General features: G+C 45.0%; 14 protein-coding genes. 6 read left to right on the top strand and 8 right to left on the bottom strand.

The genetic code is table 11. The annotated features are described in order from the left end of the window. The first annotated feature begins 106 nt into the window (after window positions 1–106). From KNO91_RS09415 to KNO91_RS09395, 5 genes are all read left to right on the top strand, one after another. Window positions 107–1,213, top strand: coding sequence for an exonuclease SbcCD subunit D (locus KNO91_RS09415; protein WP_214787795.1), 1,107 nt, complete (start codon window positions 107–109; stop codon window positions 1,211–1,213). Further along, window positions 1,210–4,218 carry an AAA family ATPase gene (locus tag KNO91_RS09410; protein WP_214817724.1) on the top strand — a complete coding sequence of 1,003 codons (3,009 nt, stop codon included), beginning with the start codon at window positions 1,210–1,212 and terminating at the stop codon, window positions 4,216–4,218. Before KNO91_RS09415 ends, KNO91_RS09410 begins: the two co-directional genes overlap by 4 nt. Window positions 4,219–4,233: 15 nt before the next feature. Further along, on the top strand, window positions 4,234–5,007 hold the full coding sequence (locus tag KNO91_RS09405) for an AAC(3) family N-acetyltransferase (protein ID WP_214817834.1): 774 nt from the start codon (window positions 4,234–4,236) through the stop codon (window positions 5,005–5,007). 28 nt (window positions 5,008–5,035) lie between these two features. Continuing rightward, window positions 5,036–5,923: an alpha/beta hydrolase gene (locus tag KNO91_RS09400; RefSeq protein ID WP_214794835.1), complete on the top strand. Its 888-nt coding sequence runs from the start codon at window positions 5,036–5,038 to the stop codon at window positions 5,921–5,923. 69 nt (window positions 5,924–5,992) lie between these two features. After that, window positions 5,993–6,841, top strand: coding sequence for a sulfite exporter TauE/SafE family protein (locus tag KNO91_RS09395; RefSeq protein WP_214817722.1), 849 nt, complete (start codon window positions 5,993–5,995; stop codon window positions 6,839–6,841). A 21-nt stretch (window positions 6,842–6,862) separates the two neighbouring features. Here the strand turns inward: KNO91_RS09395 and KNO91_RS09390 are convergent, their stop codons facing one another. The 4 genes from KNO91_RS09390 to KNO91_RS09375 form a co-directional block, all read right to left on the bottom strand. Beyond that, entirely contained in the window at window positions 6,863–7,060 is a 198-nt protein-coding gene (locus KNO91_RS09390) for a hypothetical protein (protein ID WP_214692645.1), read from the bottom strand. Window positions 7,061–7,123: 63 nt separating this feature from the next. Further along, window positions 7,124–7,654 carry a biotin transporter BioY gene (locus KNO91_RS09385; RefSeq protein ID WP_214794845.1) on the bottom strand — a complete coding sequence of 177 codons (531 nt, stop codon included), beginning with the start codon at window positions 7,652–7,654 and terminating at the stop codon, window positions 7,124–7,126. Between the two features lie 73 nt (window positions 7,655–7,727). Beyond that, the gene (locus KNO91_RS09380; RefSeq protein ID WP_214817719.1) at window positions 7,728–8,669 is read right to left on the bottom strand and encodes a DUF5692 family protein; all 942 of its coding nucleotides are present in this window, start codon (window positions 8,667–8,669) and stop codon (window positions 7,728–7,730) included. Window positions 8,670–8,744: 75 nt separating this feature from the next. Next, a complete protein-coding gene (locus KNO91_RS09375) occupies window positions 8,745–9,563 on the bottom strand; it encodes a hypothetical protein (RefSeq protein ID WP_214794849.1) in 819 nt (272 codons plus the stop codon). 169 nt (window positions 9,564–9,732) lie between these two features. Here KNO91_RS09375 and KNO91_RS09370 point away from each other — a divergent pair, with 169 nt between their 5' ends. Then, window positions 9,733–10,329, top strand: a complete 597-nt coding sequence (locus tag KNO91_RS09370; RefSeq protein ID WP_214794851.1) for a TetR/AcrR family transcriptional regulator — start codon at window positions 9,733–9,735, stop codon at window positions 10,327–10,329. A gap of 39 nt (window positions 10,330–10,368) precedes the next feature. On the opposite strand, the gene argH is transcribed toward KNO91_RS09370, so the two are convergent. The 4 genes from argH to putP form a co-directional block, all read right to left on the bottom strand. Continuing rightward, window positions 10,369–11,757 (bottom strand): argininosuccinate lyase, encoded by a 1,389-nt coding sequence (gene argH, locus KNO91_RS09365; RefSeq protein WP_214817717.1) that lies wholly within the window; start codon window positions 11,755–11,757, stop codon window positions 10,369–10,371. Continuing rightward, the gene (locus tag KNO91_RS09360) at window positions 11,750–12,964 is read right to left on the bottom strand and encodes an argininosuccinate synthase (RefSeq protein ID WP_214795365.1); all 1,215 of its coding nucleotides are present in this window, start codon (window positions 12,962–12,964) and stop codon (window positions 11,750–11,752) included. Before KNO91_RS09360 ends, argH begins: the two co-directional genes overlap by 8 nt. 126 nt (window positions 12,965–13,090) lie before the next feature. After that, window positions 13,091–14,233 (bottom strand): CapA family protein, encoded by a 1,143-nt coding sequence (locus KNO91_RS09355; protein ID WP_214817714.1) that lies wholly within the window; start codon window positions 14,231–14,233, stop codon window positions 13,091–13,093. Between the two features lie 114 nt (window positions 14,234–14,347). Beyond that, entirely contained in the window at window positions 14,348–15,835 is a 1,488-nt protein-coding gene (gene putP, locus KNO91_RS09350) for a sodium/proline symporter PutP (protein ID WP_285800645.1), read from the bottom strand. Window positions 15,836–15,924: the final 89 nt, after the last annotated feature.

The raw sequence follows: 15,924 nt of genomic DNA, 5'->3' as shown, positions 1-15,924 counted from the left end.
TGAACAATCCTCCTCCCTTCTTACTTTCGCTGTTTCAAAATCGGGTGTCAAGACGTCGAATCGAACGAATGAGTCATGCTAGAATAAAAAGGAGAGGTGATACGTGATGAAATGGATTCACACGGCCGATTGGCATCTAGGTAAGATTGTCCATGGTCGTCATATGACAGAAGATCAACGAAATATTTTATTCCATTCGTTTTTACAAATCGTCGATGAGGAAAAACCTGATGCGGTCGTCATCGCGGGAGACTTGTATGACCGTGCCGTACCGCCAGTCGAGGCTGTCGATTTGCTAGATGAGATGTGGCGGGAATTGGTATTAAAACGAGAGATTCCGGTCGTCGCCATCGCCGGAAACCATGATTCTGCTGAGCGGCTCGAATATAGTTCAAAACTATTGAGACAAGTAGGGCTACATATCGTCGGTAAACTAGACCCAGATGCGGGTCCGCTTGAAGTAGCCGGAATCCCGTTTTACCCAATCCCGTTCCTTGAGCCGGCTCGGGTTCGACACGTTTTGGGAATCGATACGATTCGTACACATCATGACGCACTAAAAGCCGTCATAGAAGCATTTGGTTTGATTGAAAAGAATGCGGTCTCAGTCGGACATAGTTTTGTCGCAGGTGGACTTGAAACCGATTCGGAGCGTCAATTATCGATTGGTACTGCCGGGCAGGTCGCGAAAGGGTTGTATGACCCCTTTTCGTATACGGCTCTCGGTCATCTACATAATCGTGATGCGATTCAAGCAGAACGGATTGCGTATAGTGGTTCTCTCATGAAATATTCATTCTCTGAGGTCAACCATGAAAAATCAGTGGATATCGTAGAATGGGACGGGCAATGGAAGCGACGACGTCGAACGTTGACACCTGAACGTGATATGAGACAACTCACGGGAACGTTACACGAGCTGCTCGCGCCGTCATTTTATCAGCAACAACAGACAGATGATTATTTAAAGATTGTGCTGACCGATGATAAAGCACTTTTTGACCCGATGGCGAAGCTTCGCACTGTCTACCCGAACATTCTCCATCTCGAATTGGAACTGTTGCGACGACAAGAACAAACATCCACATTTGAACGGGAAACGCTCGAGCGACAATCGGTCGAAGAGGTGTATTTACAGTTCTTTGAAGCCGTGCATGATCGCACGGCCTCGGATGCCTTGAAACAAATGATTGAAGAAGGTGATGTCAGATGAGACCGGTTGAATTGAAGATTCAAGCATTCGGACCGTATGCAGAACGTGAAACGATTGATTTTACGCAATTAGTGGGCAGATCGATGTTTGTCGTAAGTGGTCGCACGGGAGCAGGGAAGACTACTATCTTTGATGCAATGACATTCGCCCTATATGGTCGAGCGAGTGGTGCGCTTCGAAATGCGAGTGATTTCAGAAGTCAATACGCTCAAGCTGAAATGAAGACGGAGGTCGACTTCTCGTTCACAATTCGTGGTGATCGCTATCGGATTGTGCGACAACCACAACAACCTCACCCTAAAAACAAAACACCCATCCCGCATGAGGCCGTTCTGTATGAATGGGAGGACGGTTGGAAGCCGGTAGCAACAAAAGTGAACGAGGTTCAAGAACAAATTGAGTCGATCCTACAATTATCGTATGAACAATTTAGCCAGATCTTGTTACTCCCTCAAAACCAATTTAGACAATTGCTCGACTCGAACTCAAATGAGAAGCAACAAATCTTGCAATCTATATTCAAAACAGAGGCGTATCGTGCTTTCCAAGAGCGATGGGCAGAACGTTTCAGTAGTTATCGGAAACAAGTTGAATGGGCGGTCGAACGAACACGACTCAAGTTACTCGAGCTCGAAGACGAAGCGATAGAGGATGTTTCGACAAAATCGATTGATGTGATCCATCACTGGCTGAATGAACGCGAACTACACTTGATCACAACAGCTGAGATGGCAGCAGACCAAAAACAAGTTCATTCGAAAACCTTTGAACAGGCTCGTACCGAATTAGAACAAGCGAGAGCACTTGTCAGTTTATTTCAAGAACAACAAGAAACCGTGCAAGCCCTCAATCAATTTCTAAAAGGGGAGACAGAACGAAACGAACGACACGAGCTGTTGCGGCATTTAGAAGCAGCCGCAACTATTCGTCCAGTCCATGATCGACTATTAGAAATGGAGAAACATGTTCTCCGTATGACGATAGAGGACGAAGCATCTTCTAAAAAGCTCGAACAATTACAACAAAAACAATCTTCTTTATCGGAGCAACAAGTTGCGATTGAAGAGGACAAACAAAAAATCTTATCCCTTCAAGAGCGACTCCGTCTAATTGATGAGATGTTACCTCGAATGAAAGAGCGAGCCGAACACGTAACTCGTCGTGAGCAACTGACGAAGCGTGCGAAGGATTTAAGTACTTTCCCTAAAGAAGCGCGACTTCAAGAACTACAAGAGCGTGAGCGACAATTCGTTGAAACGTTGGCAATTGAACCAGAAGAACGTGCGGTTGATGCAGAGCGATATGTCGACCGATTATTGTATTTGGATAAACTTGAAACAAAGATGAACGAGTTATCGGATCAACTCGCCGCTTGTGAGCGGGACGGAAAAGAAGTACAGCGACAGCATGCCATTCAGCAAGAATTAATGAATAAATATAAACAACAAGAACAGATGAATATGGCAAGACAACTAAGTGAAGCGTTGGAAGATGGCGAACCGTGCCCAGTATGTGGTTCGCGTCATCATGATGTTCCACAGTTCGAAGAAGCAGTCGAGTATTTGGATGAAAGAGAATCCGCTATGACGCGACTTGAAGAACTGTCAACACGTCTGATTGAAGCGAGAGCCGATTATCGTTCACTTCATCAACAGCTTGAAACGGTTCGAAGAGAATTTGACGAAGGGTTAAAGGACGTTCAAGTGGAATCGTCATTGACAGAAGAAATCAAAAAATGGCAAACGCATACGAATCGTCTACAACGTGAGGAGCGGACTCGTCTCGAGAATGAACGGACGTTGCGTCAACTAACCGGCGAAATGAGACAACTCGAAGAAGAGCGACGTAACCAGTTCGAAGAGCGTCAACGTGTCCTCGCAGAACTTGAAGCAACACAACAAAAGTTGAACGCGCTCGGTCAAACAGAGGAAGCGACGTTAGAAGGATTACAAACCGAACGGACGGAGCGACAAAATCTTCTCACGGCACTGACTAAAAAAGTCGAGTCGTTCAATCATGACTTCGAAATCGTCAAAAAAGAAACGTGGAAAGAGGAAGAACGGCTCACTTTGCTACGTCAACAACTCGTAGAGGCGAGAGGGCAATTTGATATACAAAGAACGATATGGAGTGAGCAGTTAGAAGCCGCTCGATTGACTCAGGAGCGATACGAACAACTTGCCAGTCGAATCGACCAGCGGACAAAGATGCAGGAAGACTTGCAACGTGAAGAAGAAGAAGGGGTCCGGCTTCGACATCGTATTCAAATGATTGAGGAGAAACTAGGAACCGTAGAACGACCTGACTTGCAGTCGATTGAAATGAAGGTCAATGAGGCCAAAGCGTTATACGAACGAGCGTCAGAACATTTCATTTCCTCACAAGATGCTTTATTTAGACATCGTCAAATCGTATCAGAGTGGCAAGCACTTCGTGAGGAAACAGCGCGCGAAGAACAGAAGCTAGAGACCATCAAGTTGATTGCTGAAACCGGAAAGGGAATTAATCCTCAAAAGATGACGTTTGAGACGTACGTACAAACGGCCTTTTTTGACCAAATCTTACATGCTGCAAATATTCATTTAGACCAGATGACAAGTGGTCAGTTCCGACTCGAACGTAAAGTAGAGACGGCGAAAGGAAACGCAAAATCTGGACTGGAACTCCTTGTGTTTGATGCATATACCGGTCAATCACGGCGCGTTCAAAACCTTTCCGGAGGAGAAGGGTTTAAAGCGTCTCTCTCACTCGCACTCGGACTTGCGGAAGTGGTGCAACAATTGAGCGGGGGCGTCAGTCTCGAAACGATGCTCATCGATGAAGGATTCGGGACGCTCGATGCCGAATCTTTAGACCAAGCGATTGAATTATTGATGTCTTTACAGGCGACCGGACGCCTTGTCGGGGTCATCAGTCATGTCCAGGAATTGAAAGATCGCGTCGATGCCCGAATCGAAGTGAAAAAATCTAGAAGCGGGTCAACGATCCAGCTGATTGTGGAGTGATAGATTGTGAAACAGATGGTGACGAAATCAAGTCTCATCAATCATTTGAAAGAAGCGGGAATCCGACCAGGAGAATCCTTGTTCGTGCATACCTCGCTCTCTAAACTCGGATGGGTATGTGGCGGTGCGCAGACCGTGATTGAAGCGTTGCAAGAAGTAGTGGGACCATCAGGACTAATCATGATGGCGACTCAGACAGGAGACAATTCAGATCCGGCTGAATGGGAGGCGCCACCTGTCCCGGTTGAATGGTGGCAGACGATTCGCGCCGAAATGCCACCTTATGACCAAGAAAAGACATCAACTCGCGGAATGGGACGTGTCCCAGAGCTGTTTCGGAATTATCCGGACGTTTATCGAAGTGCACATCCGATGTGGTCTGTTGCTGCATGGGGAAAAGATGCAGCAGCAATCGTTTCTGATCATACGATTGATGTCGGATTCGGTCCAGGCTCTCCAATCGAACGTATGATTGAACGGAATGCTCGAGTCCTCCATCTAGGGTCGCCACTCGATGCGACGACGCTTTGGCACTATGCCGAGTATGGGATTGATGGCCCGACAAAAACTTTCGGTTGTGCCGTTCTCGAAGATGGTAAACGCGAATGGCGGACGTTTGATCATACCGACGTGAACAGCGATCCCTTTGGAGCAATCGGAGAAAATATCGTCAAACAAAAAGACGTTCAGATGTTTTCCATCAACGAAGCGACGTGCTATCTGATTCCAGCTAATACGTGGGAGCCGGTTCAACACGCTTTAATTGCACTCCGTAGCTGGTTGAGATAATGAATGCAGAATCGAGGGGAAGAAATAAATGAATCGTTGGATGAAAATAGTGAGTGTTGCTGTAGTCGTGATTTTGATTGTGGCGGGGTTGGCAATCGGTGGAATCTCGGCTCATATCGGTGATCAGTTGACGTCACCTGAGCGAGAAACGTTAACATATACTCCGAAATCACTCGGATTGAAGTATGAGAATGTGACAATCCAATCTGAAGAAGGACATGACTTATATGGATGGTGGATTCCACATCCAACACCTCGTGCGACAATCGTCTTTGCCCACGGATATGGAAAGAATAGAGAACAGGATGACTTGCCGCTTAAAGAGTTGATTCCAGAATTTCATGAACAAGGATATCAATTTTTAACGTTCGACTTCCGAGGATCAGGGATTTCTGAAGGAGACCGTGTAACGGTCGGTGCGAAAGAACAATCAGACTTACAAGCCGCCATCCAATACGCCAAAGGTCGCTCAGACGGCCCAATCGTACTTTACGGAATTTCCATGGGGGCGGCGACGGCTCTCTCTACGGCTGACGATGTTGAAGTAGCAGCAGTCATCGCAGATAGTCCGTTTAGTGATTTGCGAAATTATCTCGAGACAAATCTTCCGGTGTGGAGTGACCTACCAAACGTTCCTTTCACGCCTGTCATCATGACAGTGACCCCTTGGTTCACAGGACTCGATGCGGATCTCGTCTCACCAATTCAAGATATTCAAGCGATTGAGGCGCCGATTTTGTTGATTCATAGTGCGGGTGACGATGCGATTCCGGTCTCAGAAAGTGAAAAACTGGCGAGCGCACGGGACGGTGTCGAGCTATGGGTGACGGAGAACGATGGACATGTCGGATCGTATCAATCATTCCAGACTGAATATCGTCAACAGATTTTCGATTTTCTAGAACGGTCATTGTAAGCAAAGGGGCGCATTTGTCGCCCCTTTTTGATATGATTGCAAACGAGACCAATGAAAGAAGGGTGCAAAATGGACTTATTACAACTATTTCAGTTTCTCTTGCTCGGTACATTGATTGGGATATTGAGTGGCTTCTTCGGAATCGGTGGTGGGATCTTGCTCACGCCACTCCTTCTCGTCTTCGGTTATGAAGCGAGTGCGGCGATCGCACTTAGTCTCATGTTGACGCTTGGTTCGACGGCGGCAGGAACAATCTCGCACATTCGTTTACGGAACGTGAACGTGTCACATGCGCTATGGATTGGTGTGTTCGGGATTGTCGGAACTTGGATTGCCACACCGCTTGTCTTTTACTTAGAAGGGGTGGACGGCGCTACACTGATCATCTCACTCGTCTACATCGCGTTACTTACGTACTTTGCGATTTCATTCTTCCGGTCGAAACAGCATGTCGAAGGTAGTGTCGGGACAGCTTCTGTACCACGACTTGGGATTATCGGTGTCTTTGCAGGATTTATCTCTTCTTTGATGGGGGTAAGTGGGGGCTTTGTATTGACGCCGCTCCAAGTCAAGCTACTGAACACTGAAATGAAGCGAGCGGTCGGAACGAGTATTTCAGCAGCTCTCCTCATCGTAATATCAGGCGTGATCAGTTATGCCGTGGCAGGTGCTGAAACGAATTACTGGCATGGACTCGCATTAATAGCAGGTGCGATGATTGGATCTCCGTTTGGAGCTAAACAGTTGCAACGTTTCAGTTCGCAACATGTCAAAAAAGCATTAGGTGGCTTTTATGTCACGGTCGCATTTAGTGTGGCCCTTAATTTAGTCGGATGGAATACAGCCTCACTTATATTACTTGTCACACTAGCGCTTCTCTTTATCATCACGCTCATCATTCGACCACGCAAAAAATAAACCCCGTCTTTGGACGGGGTTTTAACGTCTAGCGATATGGTCAATGTTTTCTTGAATCTCTCCAACTTTCGCTTTTGCTTCGCGAAGTCTGCGCTCAAATGCTTCTGTGTCACGTTTCTCATGAGACGACTTGTCAACTCCTTGACGTTGCCCTTTGTCAGAGCGTTGATAAAAGTGGGTCGCTTTTTGTAAGCGTTTTTTAAACGTCGAGTCGCTCATAGGGACACCCCCTTCCATACTTCATTTATTCCACATATGGAAACGGGCGAAACGTTCGAACGTTTAAGATGCTAAGGAACGACGAACTTGAACATTCTGAGAAATTTTCACAGCTAATATTGCAGCGAGCACGGCCTTAAGTGAATCTCCAAAAATAAAAGGGATATTCACTTTTAGCGCATCAATGAAAGACATACCGAGAACGATTTCGAGCCCGATGCTTCCAAGTAGGTATACAAGCCCGAGGCCGAATAAAAGGTTATAGCCAATCAATGCTGGGATGGAGCGATGGCGCTCGCTGAACCAGCCAATGAAGAAAGCGGCGATTGGAAATCCAATTAAATATCCGACGGTTGGTCCAACGAAGGGAGCAAGACCTCCTTGACCACTCAGTACGGGAAGGCCGATCAAGCCGAGTAGGAGGTATACGATGACTGCCAAAAATCCTTTTCGTGCACCGAATACGCCGGCGATTGTCATGATGGCCAGTGTTTGAAGGGTAATCGGAACGGGTCCGATTGGTATTTCGATGAAACCGATACTTGCGATGAGTGCTGCCCCGAAGGCAATTTGAGTCATGTCTTGAATCTTCATATGTAAACCCCTTTTCAGTTAACGTTAACAATATAAAAGTTAACATTTTGAGAATGGGTTGGCAAGAATTATTTCAAGACAAACCATTTTGACTCAAAGCTGTCTGATATGCTTTCGTTTCAACATAAAGTTCATCTTTTAGTGGATGGAGATGTCGTTGACGGATACGATAAAACTGATAGGCAACAAGAGCCACGTTGAATGAGAGTGAGAGTAGACTGACAATAAAGAAGGCTCTTGGGTCATGTATCGAAGGAACGGGAGCTAACCGGTCAGCGAACGATGGAACTGTCATGACAAACATAATCCATAAAGCCAAGGTATGCGCACGATGTTGCAACCAAGCCCCTCTCTTAATAAAGAAAGAAGGGATAGTACATGAAAGCAACAGAATTAATCCCGCATAGAACGAATGGTCAGAGATACAATTATAAACATAAGCGAAATTCCATAGATCATAGGCTATGATCCATGGCCAAATCATATCGGGCCAAATCATGTCTTTCGATTGATCTTTAGAAATATTGATTCCAATCCACCCGCAGATGGCGATAATATTTAATAATCCGGCGAAACCGTTCATCAAATTCCAAGGACCCGACATGACCCAAAGGTGATCGATATAAGCACCATCAGGAACATTAAAGAAATATACTTGAAAGTCTCGGATACAGGCTTCTAAAATGTTTAGTGCTAAAATCCCAGGTGGAAAAATCAAAATCCATTTCTTTCGTAATAGCGAGGGACGATAACGAATGGCCATAAAACCGAGACAGCCGGCGAGAGCAGAATAAGTTTTCACCCAGTTGAACCATGTACCTGTGCCATATTCATTCCCTGGTGAGGCAGTTGTCGGCCAAACATAGAGGGTTAGTATAGTCGGCACGATCAGGAATAATGTTATTCCTCCCCACTTAGTCGAGCGGCTGAATTCATTGAAGGCCATCAAGGAAAACAAGACAAATAACCCAATTCCCCATCCGACGAGATCGATTCGTTCATACAGGATCCCCATTCACATCTTCTCCTTACATTGGTTATTTGTTCACTACTGAGCAATCAGGCTCATACGTTCACATGTACGATTCCTTCATGATACTTTGACTCTCTTGAAGCTGATGATGGCCTTATTGTGATGAAGTTGCCACATATGCCAAAAGACATAAGGGACGATGATCACAAAATTAATTACCCCCCATGATTTTAATACTTCAGGGTTAAACCACGTCGAAGAGTTCATAACTTGTGGGAAAATGTCATAGCAGGCACGAATCAATAAATGGGCTGCCAAAGTGTAAATGCGAGCGGTAATGTATAGCTCAGGGCGTCCTTTGATGACCGGATATAGTTCTGCCGCAAGTAAGATACAGAGTGAGCTTGCAAAATAAGTAGGAGACTCCGCATAGACGAAACATGCGTTCCATGACGTATAGATAAAATTCCAAGAGCCTGTCGTATAAGCTACGAGATCGGCATAGCCTTCTTTCGCAAACGTCCAAAATGTCGGTGCGAAAGGAATCGTCACACAGAGTAAAAATCCACAGGCGGCATTAAAGTAGTTGCCGAGTGTCACGTCTTTAATTGTGGCTTCAGCGATATTTAAAAACAAGATGGCATAGAAGAACCATAAAAATTCGTCACGCTTTAAGAAGTTCCAGATTCGTCCTTGCTTGTTCTCGTAAATAGCGATTCGAGAGAAACCAACGATGATCGTTGGTATGATAACGCTTACAATTTTTGCCCAACGAAACCAGCCATCGACATTCCCCATCATCCATAATGGGATGGTCAATAACGAAGCGAGCCAAAAGTAGGCGGATAGTTTATAGTGCTTTCTGAAAAAAACGATGATTCCTAATAACAATCCTAAATAGAGTGGCATCGAGATCATATGCGGCCAGACGTTCATTCCATTCACCTTCTCATTTAAATTTAACAAACATAACGTTTGTTATGTTTTTAGTGTACGCCGTCTATTTAGATTAGTCAATGTGAAAAATTTCACATTATGTGGTTTTGAGCGCTATCGATTATGTGGCTATGGTATTCTAAAATGGATTTGAAAGGGGATGGTATACGTGGATGGGAAAAATAAAATTTTGGATGCGGCAAGAAATGTCATTATACGCAATGGGGTTAACGGGGCAACAGTTAGAGCAATTGCAACAGAGGCTGATATGACGACAGGTGCTATCTACCATCATTACAAAAATAAAGAAGATTTATTATACGATTTATTGAATGAAAGCTTATCGGTCTCCTCTCAAATAGCCAAAGACGTGACAGACAAATCCTTTTCAAAAGATAACATTAAATTGGAAATTGTTCGAAACACGGCTGAACGGTTTCATAAAGATGCAGAGAATAGGTTGCAATATCATTTTGCTCATGAAGTATTATTGGGGAACGTTGATGCGCAAGTAAAATTAAAAAATAAGTACTCAGAATGGATAAAAAAGATTGAACAAATCCTGATTCATTTGTACGGACTAGAAAATACTCGTTTAAACAAAGCATTCAGTTCATGGTTGATTGCAGCGGTCGATGGAGTCGTCCTGCAATATTTGCTAGACGTCAATGAAAACTCTATTGATGAGATGATGGAGGTGTTCGATATCCTTCTGGATGAAGGACTTTCTTCTTTCGTTGAACGTTTGAATGAGCAGGAGAAATAAAATGACCCGTCACAGAAAATAGTGACGGGTTCGATTCTATTATGAATGGGTCATCTTATTTATGCATTCCGAAGCTTCTTTTAACTGTTCACGAACGGCATCAAATCCTGTGCCGCCGTAACTATTACGACGTGCAACTGCCTGTTCAGGGGTCAAGGCGTGATACACATCTTCTTCAATCAAAGTAGAATGTGTTTGGAACACAGACATCGGTAGTTCGCGTAAATATAGACGTTCATCGACGCAGTATTTGACGAGTTTCCCAGTTACTTCATGCGCTTCACGGAACGGCATGCCTTTTGCCGTCAAATAATCAGCAAGCTCGGTAGCATTTGAAAAATCGTGTTCGGTTGCTTGCTTCATCGTGTCCGGGTGGAATGTCAATTCATTCATCATCCCGGCCATAATACTTAGCGATCCTTGAACGGTTTTGACCGTGTCAAACATACCTTCTTTGTCCTCTTGCAAATCTTTATTATACGCGAGAGGAAGTCCTTTCATAAGGGTCAACAATCCCATCAAGTTTCCGATAACGCGACCTGATTTCCCACGTACGAGCTCGGCCATGTCTGGATTTTTCTTCTGTGGCATCATGCTTGAACCGGTCGAGAACGTATCAGACACGGTAATGAAGCGATATTCTTCACTTGCCCAAAGAATTAACTCCTCACAAAAGCGCGAGAGATGCATCATGAGCATCGATGCGTTCGACAAGAACTCGAGAATGAAATCGCGATCACTGACGGCGTCTAAACTGTTCGGATAGACACGATTAAATCCGAGTAATTCAGCCGAACGAGCACGGTCAATCGGGAACGTTGTCCCAGCGAGTGCACCTGCACCGAGCGGTGACCAATCGATTCGCTTCAAACTGTCATTAAAGCGTTCTTTGTCTCGTTCGAGCATCCAAAAGTAGGCGAGTAAATGATGTGCCAAAGAAATCGGCTGAGCTCGTTGGAGGTGCGTATAGCCAGGCATAATCGTCTCTACATTTTCTGAGGCGTGTGCATATAATTCATGTTGAAGCGATTCAATCAATTGAACGACTTCTTTTACTCGTTCTTTCAAGTAAAGGTGCATATCCGTCGCGACTTGATCATTACGACTACGTGCCGTATGCATTTTCCCAGCAATCGGACCAATCTCTTCATGGAGCAACGCCTCTAAATTCATATGGATGTCTTCATGATACACCTCAAACGTCAACTCGCCAGCGATTGCTTTTTGTTTAAGTTGTTGTAATCCTTGAATGAGTTGTTTCACTTCGTCATGGGAGAGGATGTGTTGCTCCCCGAGCATCGTCACATGCGCCATACTGCCTTCTAAATCTTCAAGGACGAGTTGAGCATCAAATTCAATCGAGGCACCAAATGCATCGACCCAATCGCTAGCTGTCTTCTCGAAACGCCCTCCCCATAATTTACTCATTAATGAACGCCCCTTTTTCCATCAATACCTCTGACTGTACTTTTGTAGGGAGACCCCATAGTTTGATAAATCCAACGGCTGCTTGTTGATCGAACGTGTCTGCAGATGTATACGTCGCAAGTTCCTCGTCATAAAGCGAGATTGGTGACTTACGTCCGTCTACAATTGCTTGTCCTTTGAACAGTTTCATCCGCACCGTACCTGTGACGGTCTGTTGCGTCTCGTCGATGAAAGCGAGTAGTGCTTTCGTGAGAGGAGAGTACCAAAGTCCGTTATAAATCGTCTCCGTCAACTTTTGCTCGACAATCGGTTTGAAATGCGCAACTTCACGCACAAGCGTCAATGCCTCAAGCGCCTTATGAGCTGTGATCAACGTCATTGCGCCAGGAGCCTCATACACTTCACGTGATTTGATTCCAACGACACGGTTCTCAATGTGGTCGATTTTACCGACGCCATGTGCACCTGCGACAATATTCAACTCTTTTAGAATATCTGTGAACGATTGGCTTTGACCATTGATGGCCACCGGAACCCCGTTCTTGAACTCGAGCTCAAGATAAGTAGGCTCATGCGGTGTATCTTCAAGAGCCGCCGTCAACTCATAAGCGCTCTCTGGTGGTGCGGCCCATGGGTCCTCTAAAATGCCGCATTCAATCGCACGTCCCCAAATGTTTTGGTCGATTGAGAAAGGTTCTTCTTGAACGATTGGGATTGGGATATTGTGTTTCGCTGCGTATGCGATCTCTTCTTCACGTGACCATTTCCACTCACGAACAGGTGCAACGATTTCAAGTGACGGATCGAGTGCATGGATGGACACTTCAAAACGAACTTGGTCGTTTCCTTTTCCCGTACATCCGTGTGCCACGGCAACTGCACCTTCTGCTTGAGCAACTTCAACCAATTTTTTCGAAATGAGAGGGCGTGATAGAGCGGATACGAGTGGGTATACGCCTTCGTATAACGTATGTGCCTGCATCGAGTAGCGTGCGAAGTCGCTCACGAATTCATCGACCGCGTCGATGACGATTGACTTTTTAGCCCCGACTTTCATCGCCTTTTGTTGAATTTTTTCTAAGTCCTTTCCTTCTCCAACATTTAAACATACGGCGATGACATCATATCCTTGTTCATCCAACCATTTGATTGCAACCGATGTATCAAGTCCACCTGAGTAAGCCAATACGAGTTTTTGTTTCAAAATGTAAGCACCCCTTATGAATAATTATTAATCTTTGTTTATAAATATACGACTTAGTGTAAGGGATAATAAACACTGTGGCAACCCTTTTTTGAAAAGAAAAAAATGACCACGAAACATTCGTGGTCATCATTGTTCGATTGTAAGCTCTGGTAACCATTGCGACATATGTTCGCTGACAGGAGAGAAGAGCTCGGATTTTGCTGATTTTAAAGGGACGACTTCATAATGTCCTTCTGATGATTTCTGTGTAAATGTTGGATAAAACATCGGATTTTTCAATTCGAATGTTGAAACATCGTCTTCGGTCGTTTTGACAACGTCTATCCCGATGATTCCACCTGTATTGCGATCATCGCCTTGTTGTCCAGATAGGAAGTTACCGAGTGAATACACGACGAATGTTTGATTGCCATCAGCTCCCTCAAGCATCTTCGGTGGTTGTAGGACGTGAGGATGGTGACCGATGATGATGTCGACGCCGAGATCTGAAAGAGTTTGAGCAAGCTCAGTTTGACTTTCGTTCGGTATCGTTTCGTATTCTGTTCCAAAATGTAAGGATACGACGGTCAAATCGGTAGTTTGTTCTGCTTTCTCGATTTCAGGGCGCATTTGCTCGAGATCGATATAGTTGACGTGGTATGGCTGTTTCGGAATCACGCCGTTCGTTCCATACGTATAGGCTAAAAAGGAGAAGGAAATCTCGTTTGCCGTCAATGTTCGGATGTTTGCCTTGTCTTCAGCAGATAAGAACGAACCGGTATAAGGCATTCCGATTTCATTCCAGTGACCAATCGAATTCTCAATCGCACGAACGCCGCGATCTAGCGTATGATTGTTCGCCGTCGTGACTAAATCAATCCCGGCACGTTGCAAAGCATCGCCAATCTCAAATGGGCTGTTAAAAGCCGGATAGCTCGACAACCCAATTTCGCTCCCGCCAATCATACTCTCTTGGTTAGCGATTGCGATATCCGCTCGTTCTAAAATCGGCGCGACTTGTTCAAAAGAAGTGTCAAAATCATAGCCGTCATTGACACGGGCTGCGTTGTAAACCGAATCGTGTAGCAATACATCACCAATAGCATAGATGGATGCCGTCGTGACGGTTGGCTCAGGTTCGGAAGGGGGCTCTTCTACAGGTGTTTCGACGATTGGCTCTTCGGTTTCAATTGGGGATTCTTGATTTGTCGATGAAGATTGACCACAACCGAATAATAGAATCAGGCTTGAAGCGAATGTGAGATGAGAGATGGTTTTAAAGGGTTTCATCAAAAATCTCCTTTTCAAAATGGAATTAATCTTAATATATATATAGTATTCGTTAAAAATCTATAAAACTCCTTGTACATAAAAATGGCAGGTCAAGAAGACCTGCCGAGAAGATTATTTAATATGTTCTTTCACCATGTCACGCATTTGGTCGAATTCACGTTGAATGACCTCACTTGGTGGAGGCGTCATTAAACTAACGACATAAATGGCGAGTGCAGACAGGAAGAATGCTGGAATCATCTCATAGAGCGTTCCGAACGTGCCAAAAAGTGAAGATGCGTAATTCTTCCAAAGGATGACGACAAATGCACCAGTCAACATACCGGCAAGGGCGCCTTGACGAGTTGTTCGTTTCCAAAAGAGACTGAACAGTATGAGAGGTCCAAATGATGAACCAAATCCTGCCCAAGCATAACCGACAAGATTTAAGATGGTGTCATCTGCATCGAGCGCGAGTACAATCGATACGACAGAGACGAGAATGACAGTGATACGACCGACCATGACGAGTTCACGGTCACCTGCGTCCTTACGGAAGAATTTTTGATAAAAGTCTGTCGTCGCTGCACTTGATGAGACGAGCAATTGTGATGAAATGGTCGACATGATGGCAGCAAGAAGAGCCGCCAATAACACACCGGTGACCAAATCAGGGAACAATAAGTCTGATAGATTAATAAAAATGTTTTCAGGATTATCGATTGTCAGTCCTTGTTGCGTGTAATAGGCAAGACCAAACAATCCGGTCGCCATCGCCCCGACGACAGTGAAGACCATCCAAGAGATTCCAATGCGACGTGCTGTTTTAATGTCTTCTAGTTTTCCAATTGCCATAAAGCGTACGATGATGTGAGGTTGACCGAAATATCCAAGGCCCCACGCGAATAAAGAAATGATACCAATCAGCGATTGTCCCGTCCAAGGGTCAAGTAACGCTTCATCGATATCCCGAACCGTGTCTAATGCGTTCGAGACACCATCCGTTGCCATAATGGCGATCGCCGGTACAAAAATGAGCGCAAAAAGCATAATCAATCCTTGAACGAAGTCCGTCCAGCTTACGGCTAAAAAACCACCGATGAACGTATACAGAATGATAATCGATGCAAGAATGATAACGCCTGTCACAAACTTGATGTCAAAGACGGCATTGAACAGTCGTCCACCTGCAACGAACCCACTCGTCGCATACAACGTGAAAAAGATGAGGGTGACAGCAGCAGAAAAGGAACGTAACAATCCTTTTGAGTCTTTGAATCGCTTCTCAAAAAAATCTGGAATTGTGATCGCATCATCCGATATGTAGGAATAAATGCGCAATCTCGGAGCGACCAATAACCAGTTCAAGTAGGCGCCGATTGTCAACCCGATGACAATCCAGCCGCTTGAGATTCCCGTGGCATACATCGCACCAGGTAATCCCATCAAGAGCCATCCACTCATGTCAGACGCGCCAGCAGATAAAGCGGCGACGCCGGGTCCGAGTGCCCGTCCGCCTAACATATAATCTCCGATACTGCTTGTTCTTCGATATGCGATGATCCCAAGTAAGACCATCAGTGCCATGTATAAGACAATGGACACTAAAATTCCGTTCATCAACATCCCCCCGAAAGATATAAAATATGAAAACGTTTTCAGTGATAGAATATCACTTTGTCAAAATATTGTCACAAGAACGGGGGAGA

Source organism: Exiguobacterium sp. s59 (assembly GCF_018617475.1).
Lineage (GTDB): Bacteria > Bacillota > Bacilli > Exiguobacteriales > Exiguobacteriaceae > Exiguobacterium > Exiguobacterium aestuarii.
Note: the sequence above shows the minus strand (reverse complement) of the source record. Positions and strands in the feature narration are given on the sequence as shown.

Bases quoted from the DNA above. Each gene is read 5' to 3' on its own strand.
- KNO91_RS09415 (WP_214787795.1), top strand. From the start codon at position 107: ATGAAATGGATTCACACGGCCGATTGGCATCTAGGTAAGATTGTCCAT.
- KNO91_RS09410 (WP_214817724.1), top strand. From the start codon at position 1,210: ATGAGACCGGTTGAATTGAAGATTCAAGCATTCGGACCGTATGCAGAA.
- KNO91_RS09405 (WP_214817834.1), top strand. From the start codon at position 4,234: ATGGTGACGAAATCAAGTCTCATCAATCATTTGAAAGAAGCGGGAATC.
- KNO91_RS09400 (WP_214794835.1), top strand. From the start codon at position 5,036: ATGAATCGTTGGATGAAAATAGTGAGTGTTGCTGTAGTCGTGATTTTG.
- KNO91_RS09395 (WP_214817722.1), top strand. From the start codon at position 5,993: ATGGACTTATTACAACTATTTCAGTTTCTCTTGCTCGGTACATTGATT.
- KNO91_RS09390 (WP_214692645.1), bottom strand. From the start codon at position 7,060: ATGAGCGACTCGACGTTTAAAAAACGCTTACAAAAAGCGACCCACTTT.
- KNO91_RS09385 (WP_214794845.1), bottom strand. From the start codon at position 7,654: ATGAAGATTCAAGACATGACTCAAATTGCCTTCGGGGCAGCACTCATC.
- KNO91_RS09380 (WP_214817719.1), bottom strand. From the start codon at position 8,669: ATGGGGATCCTGTATGAACGAATCGATCTCGTCGGATGGGGAATTGGG.
- KNO91_RS09375 (WP_214794849.1), bottom strand. From the start codon at position 9,563: ATGAACGTCTGGCCGCATATGATCTCGATGCCACTCTATTTAGGATTG.
- argH (WP_214817717.1), bottom strand. From the start codon at position 11,757: ATGAGTAAATTATGGGGAGGGCGTTTCGAGAAGACAGCTAGCGATTGG.
- KNO91_RS09355 (WP_214817714.1), bottom strand. From the start codon at position 14,233: ATGAAACCCTTTAAAACCATCTCTCATCTCACATTCGCTTCAAGCCTG.
- putP (WP_285800645.1), bottom strand. From the start codon at position 15,835: ATGAACGGAATTTTAGTGTCCATTGTCTTATACATGGCACTGATGGTC.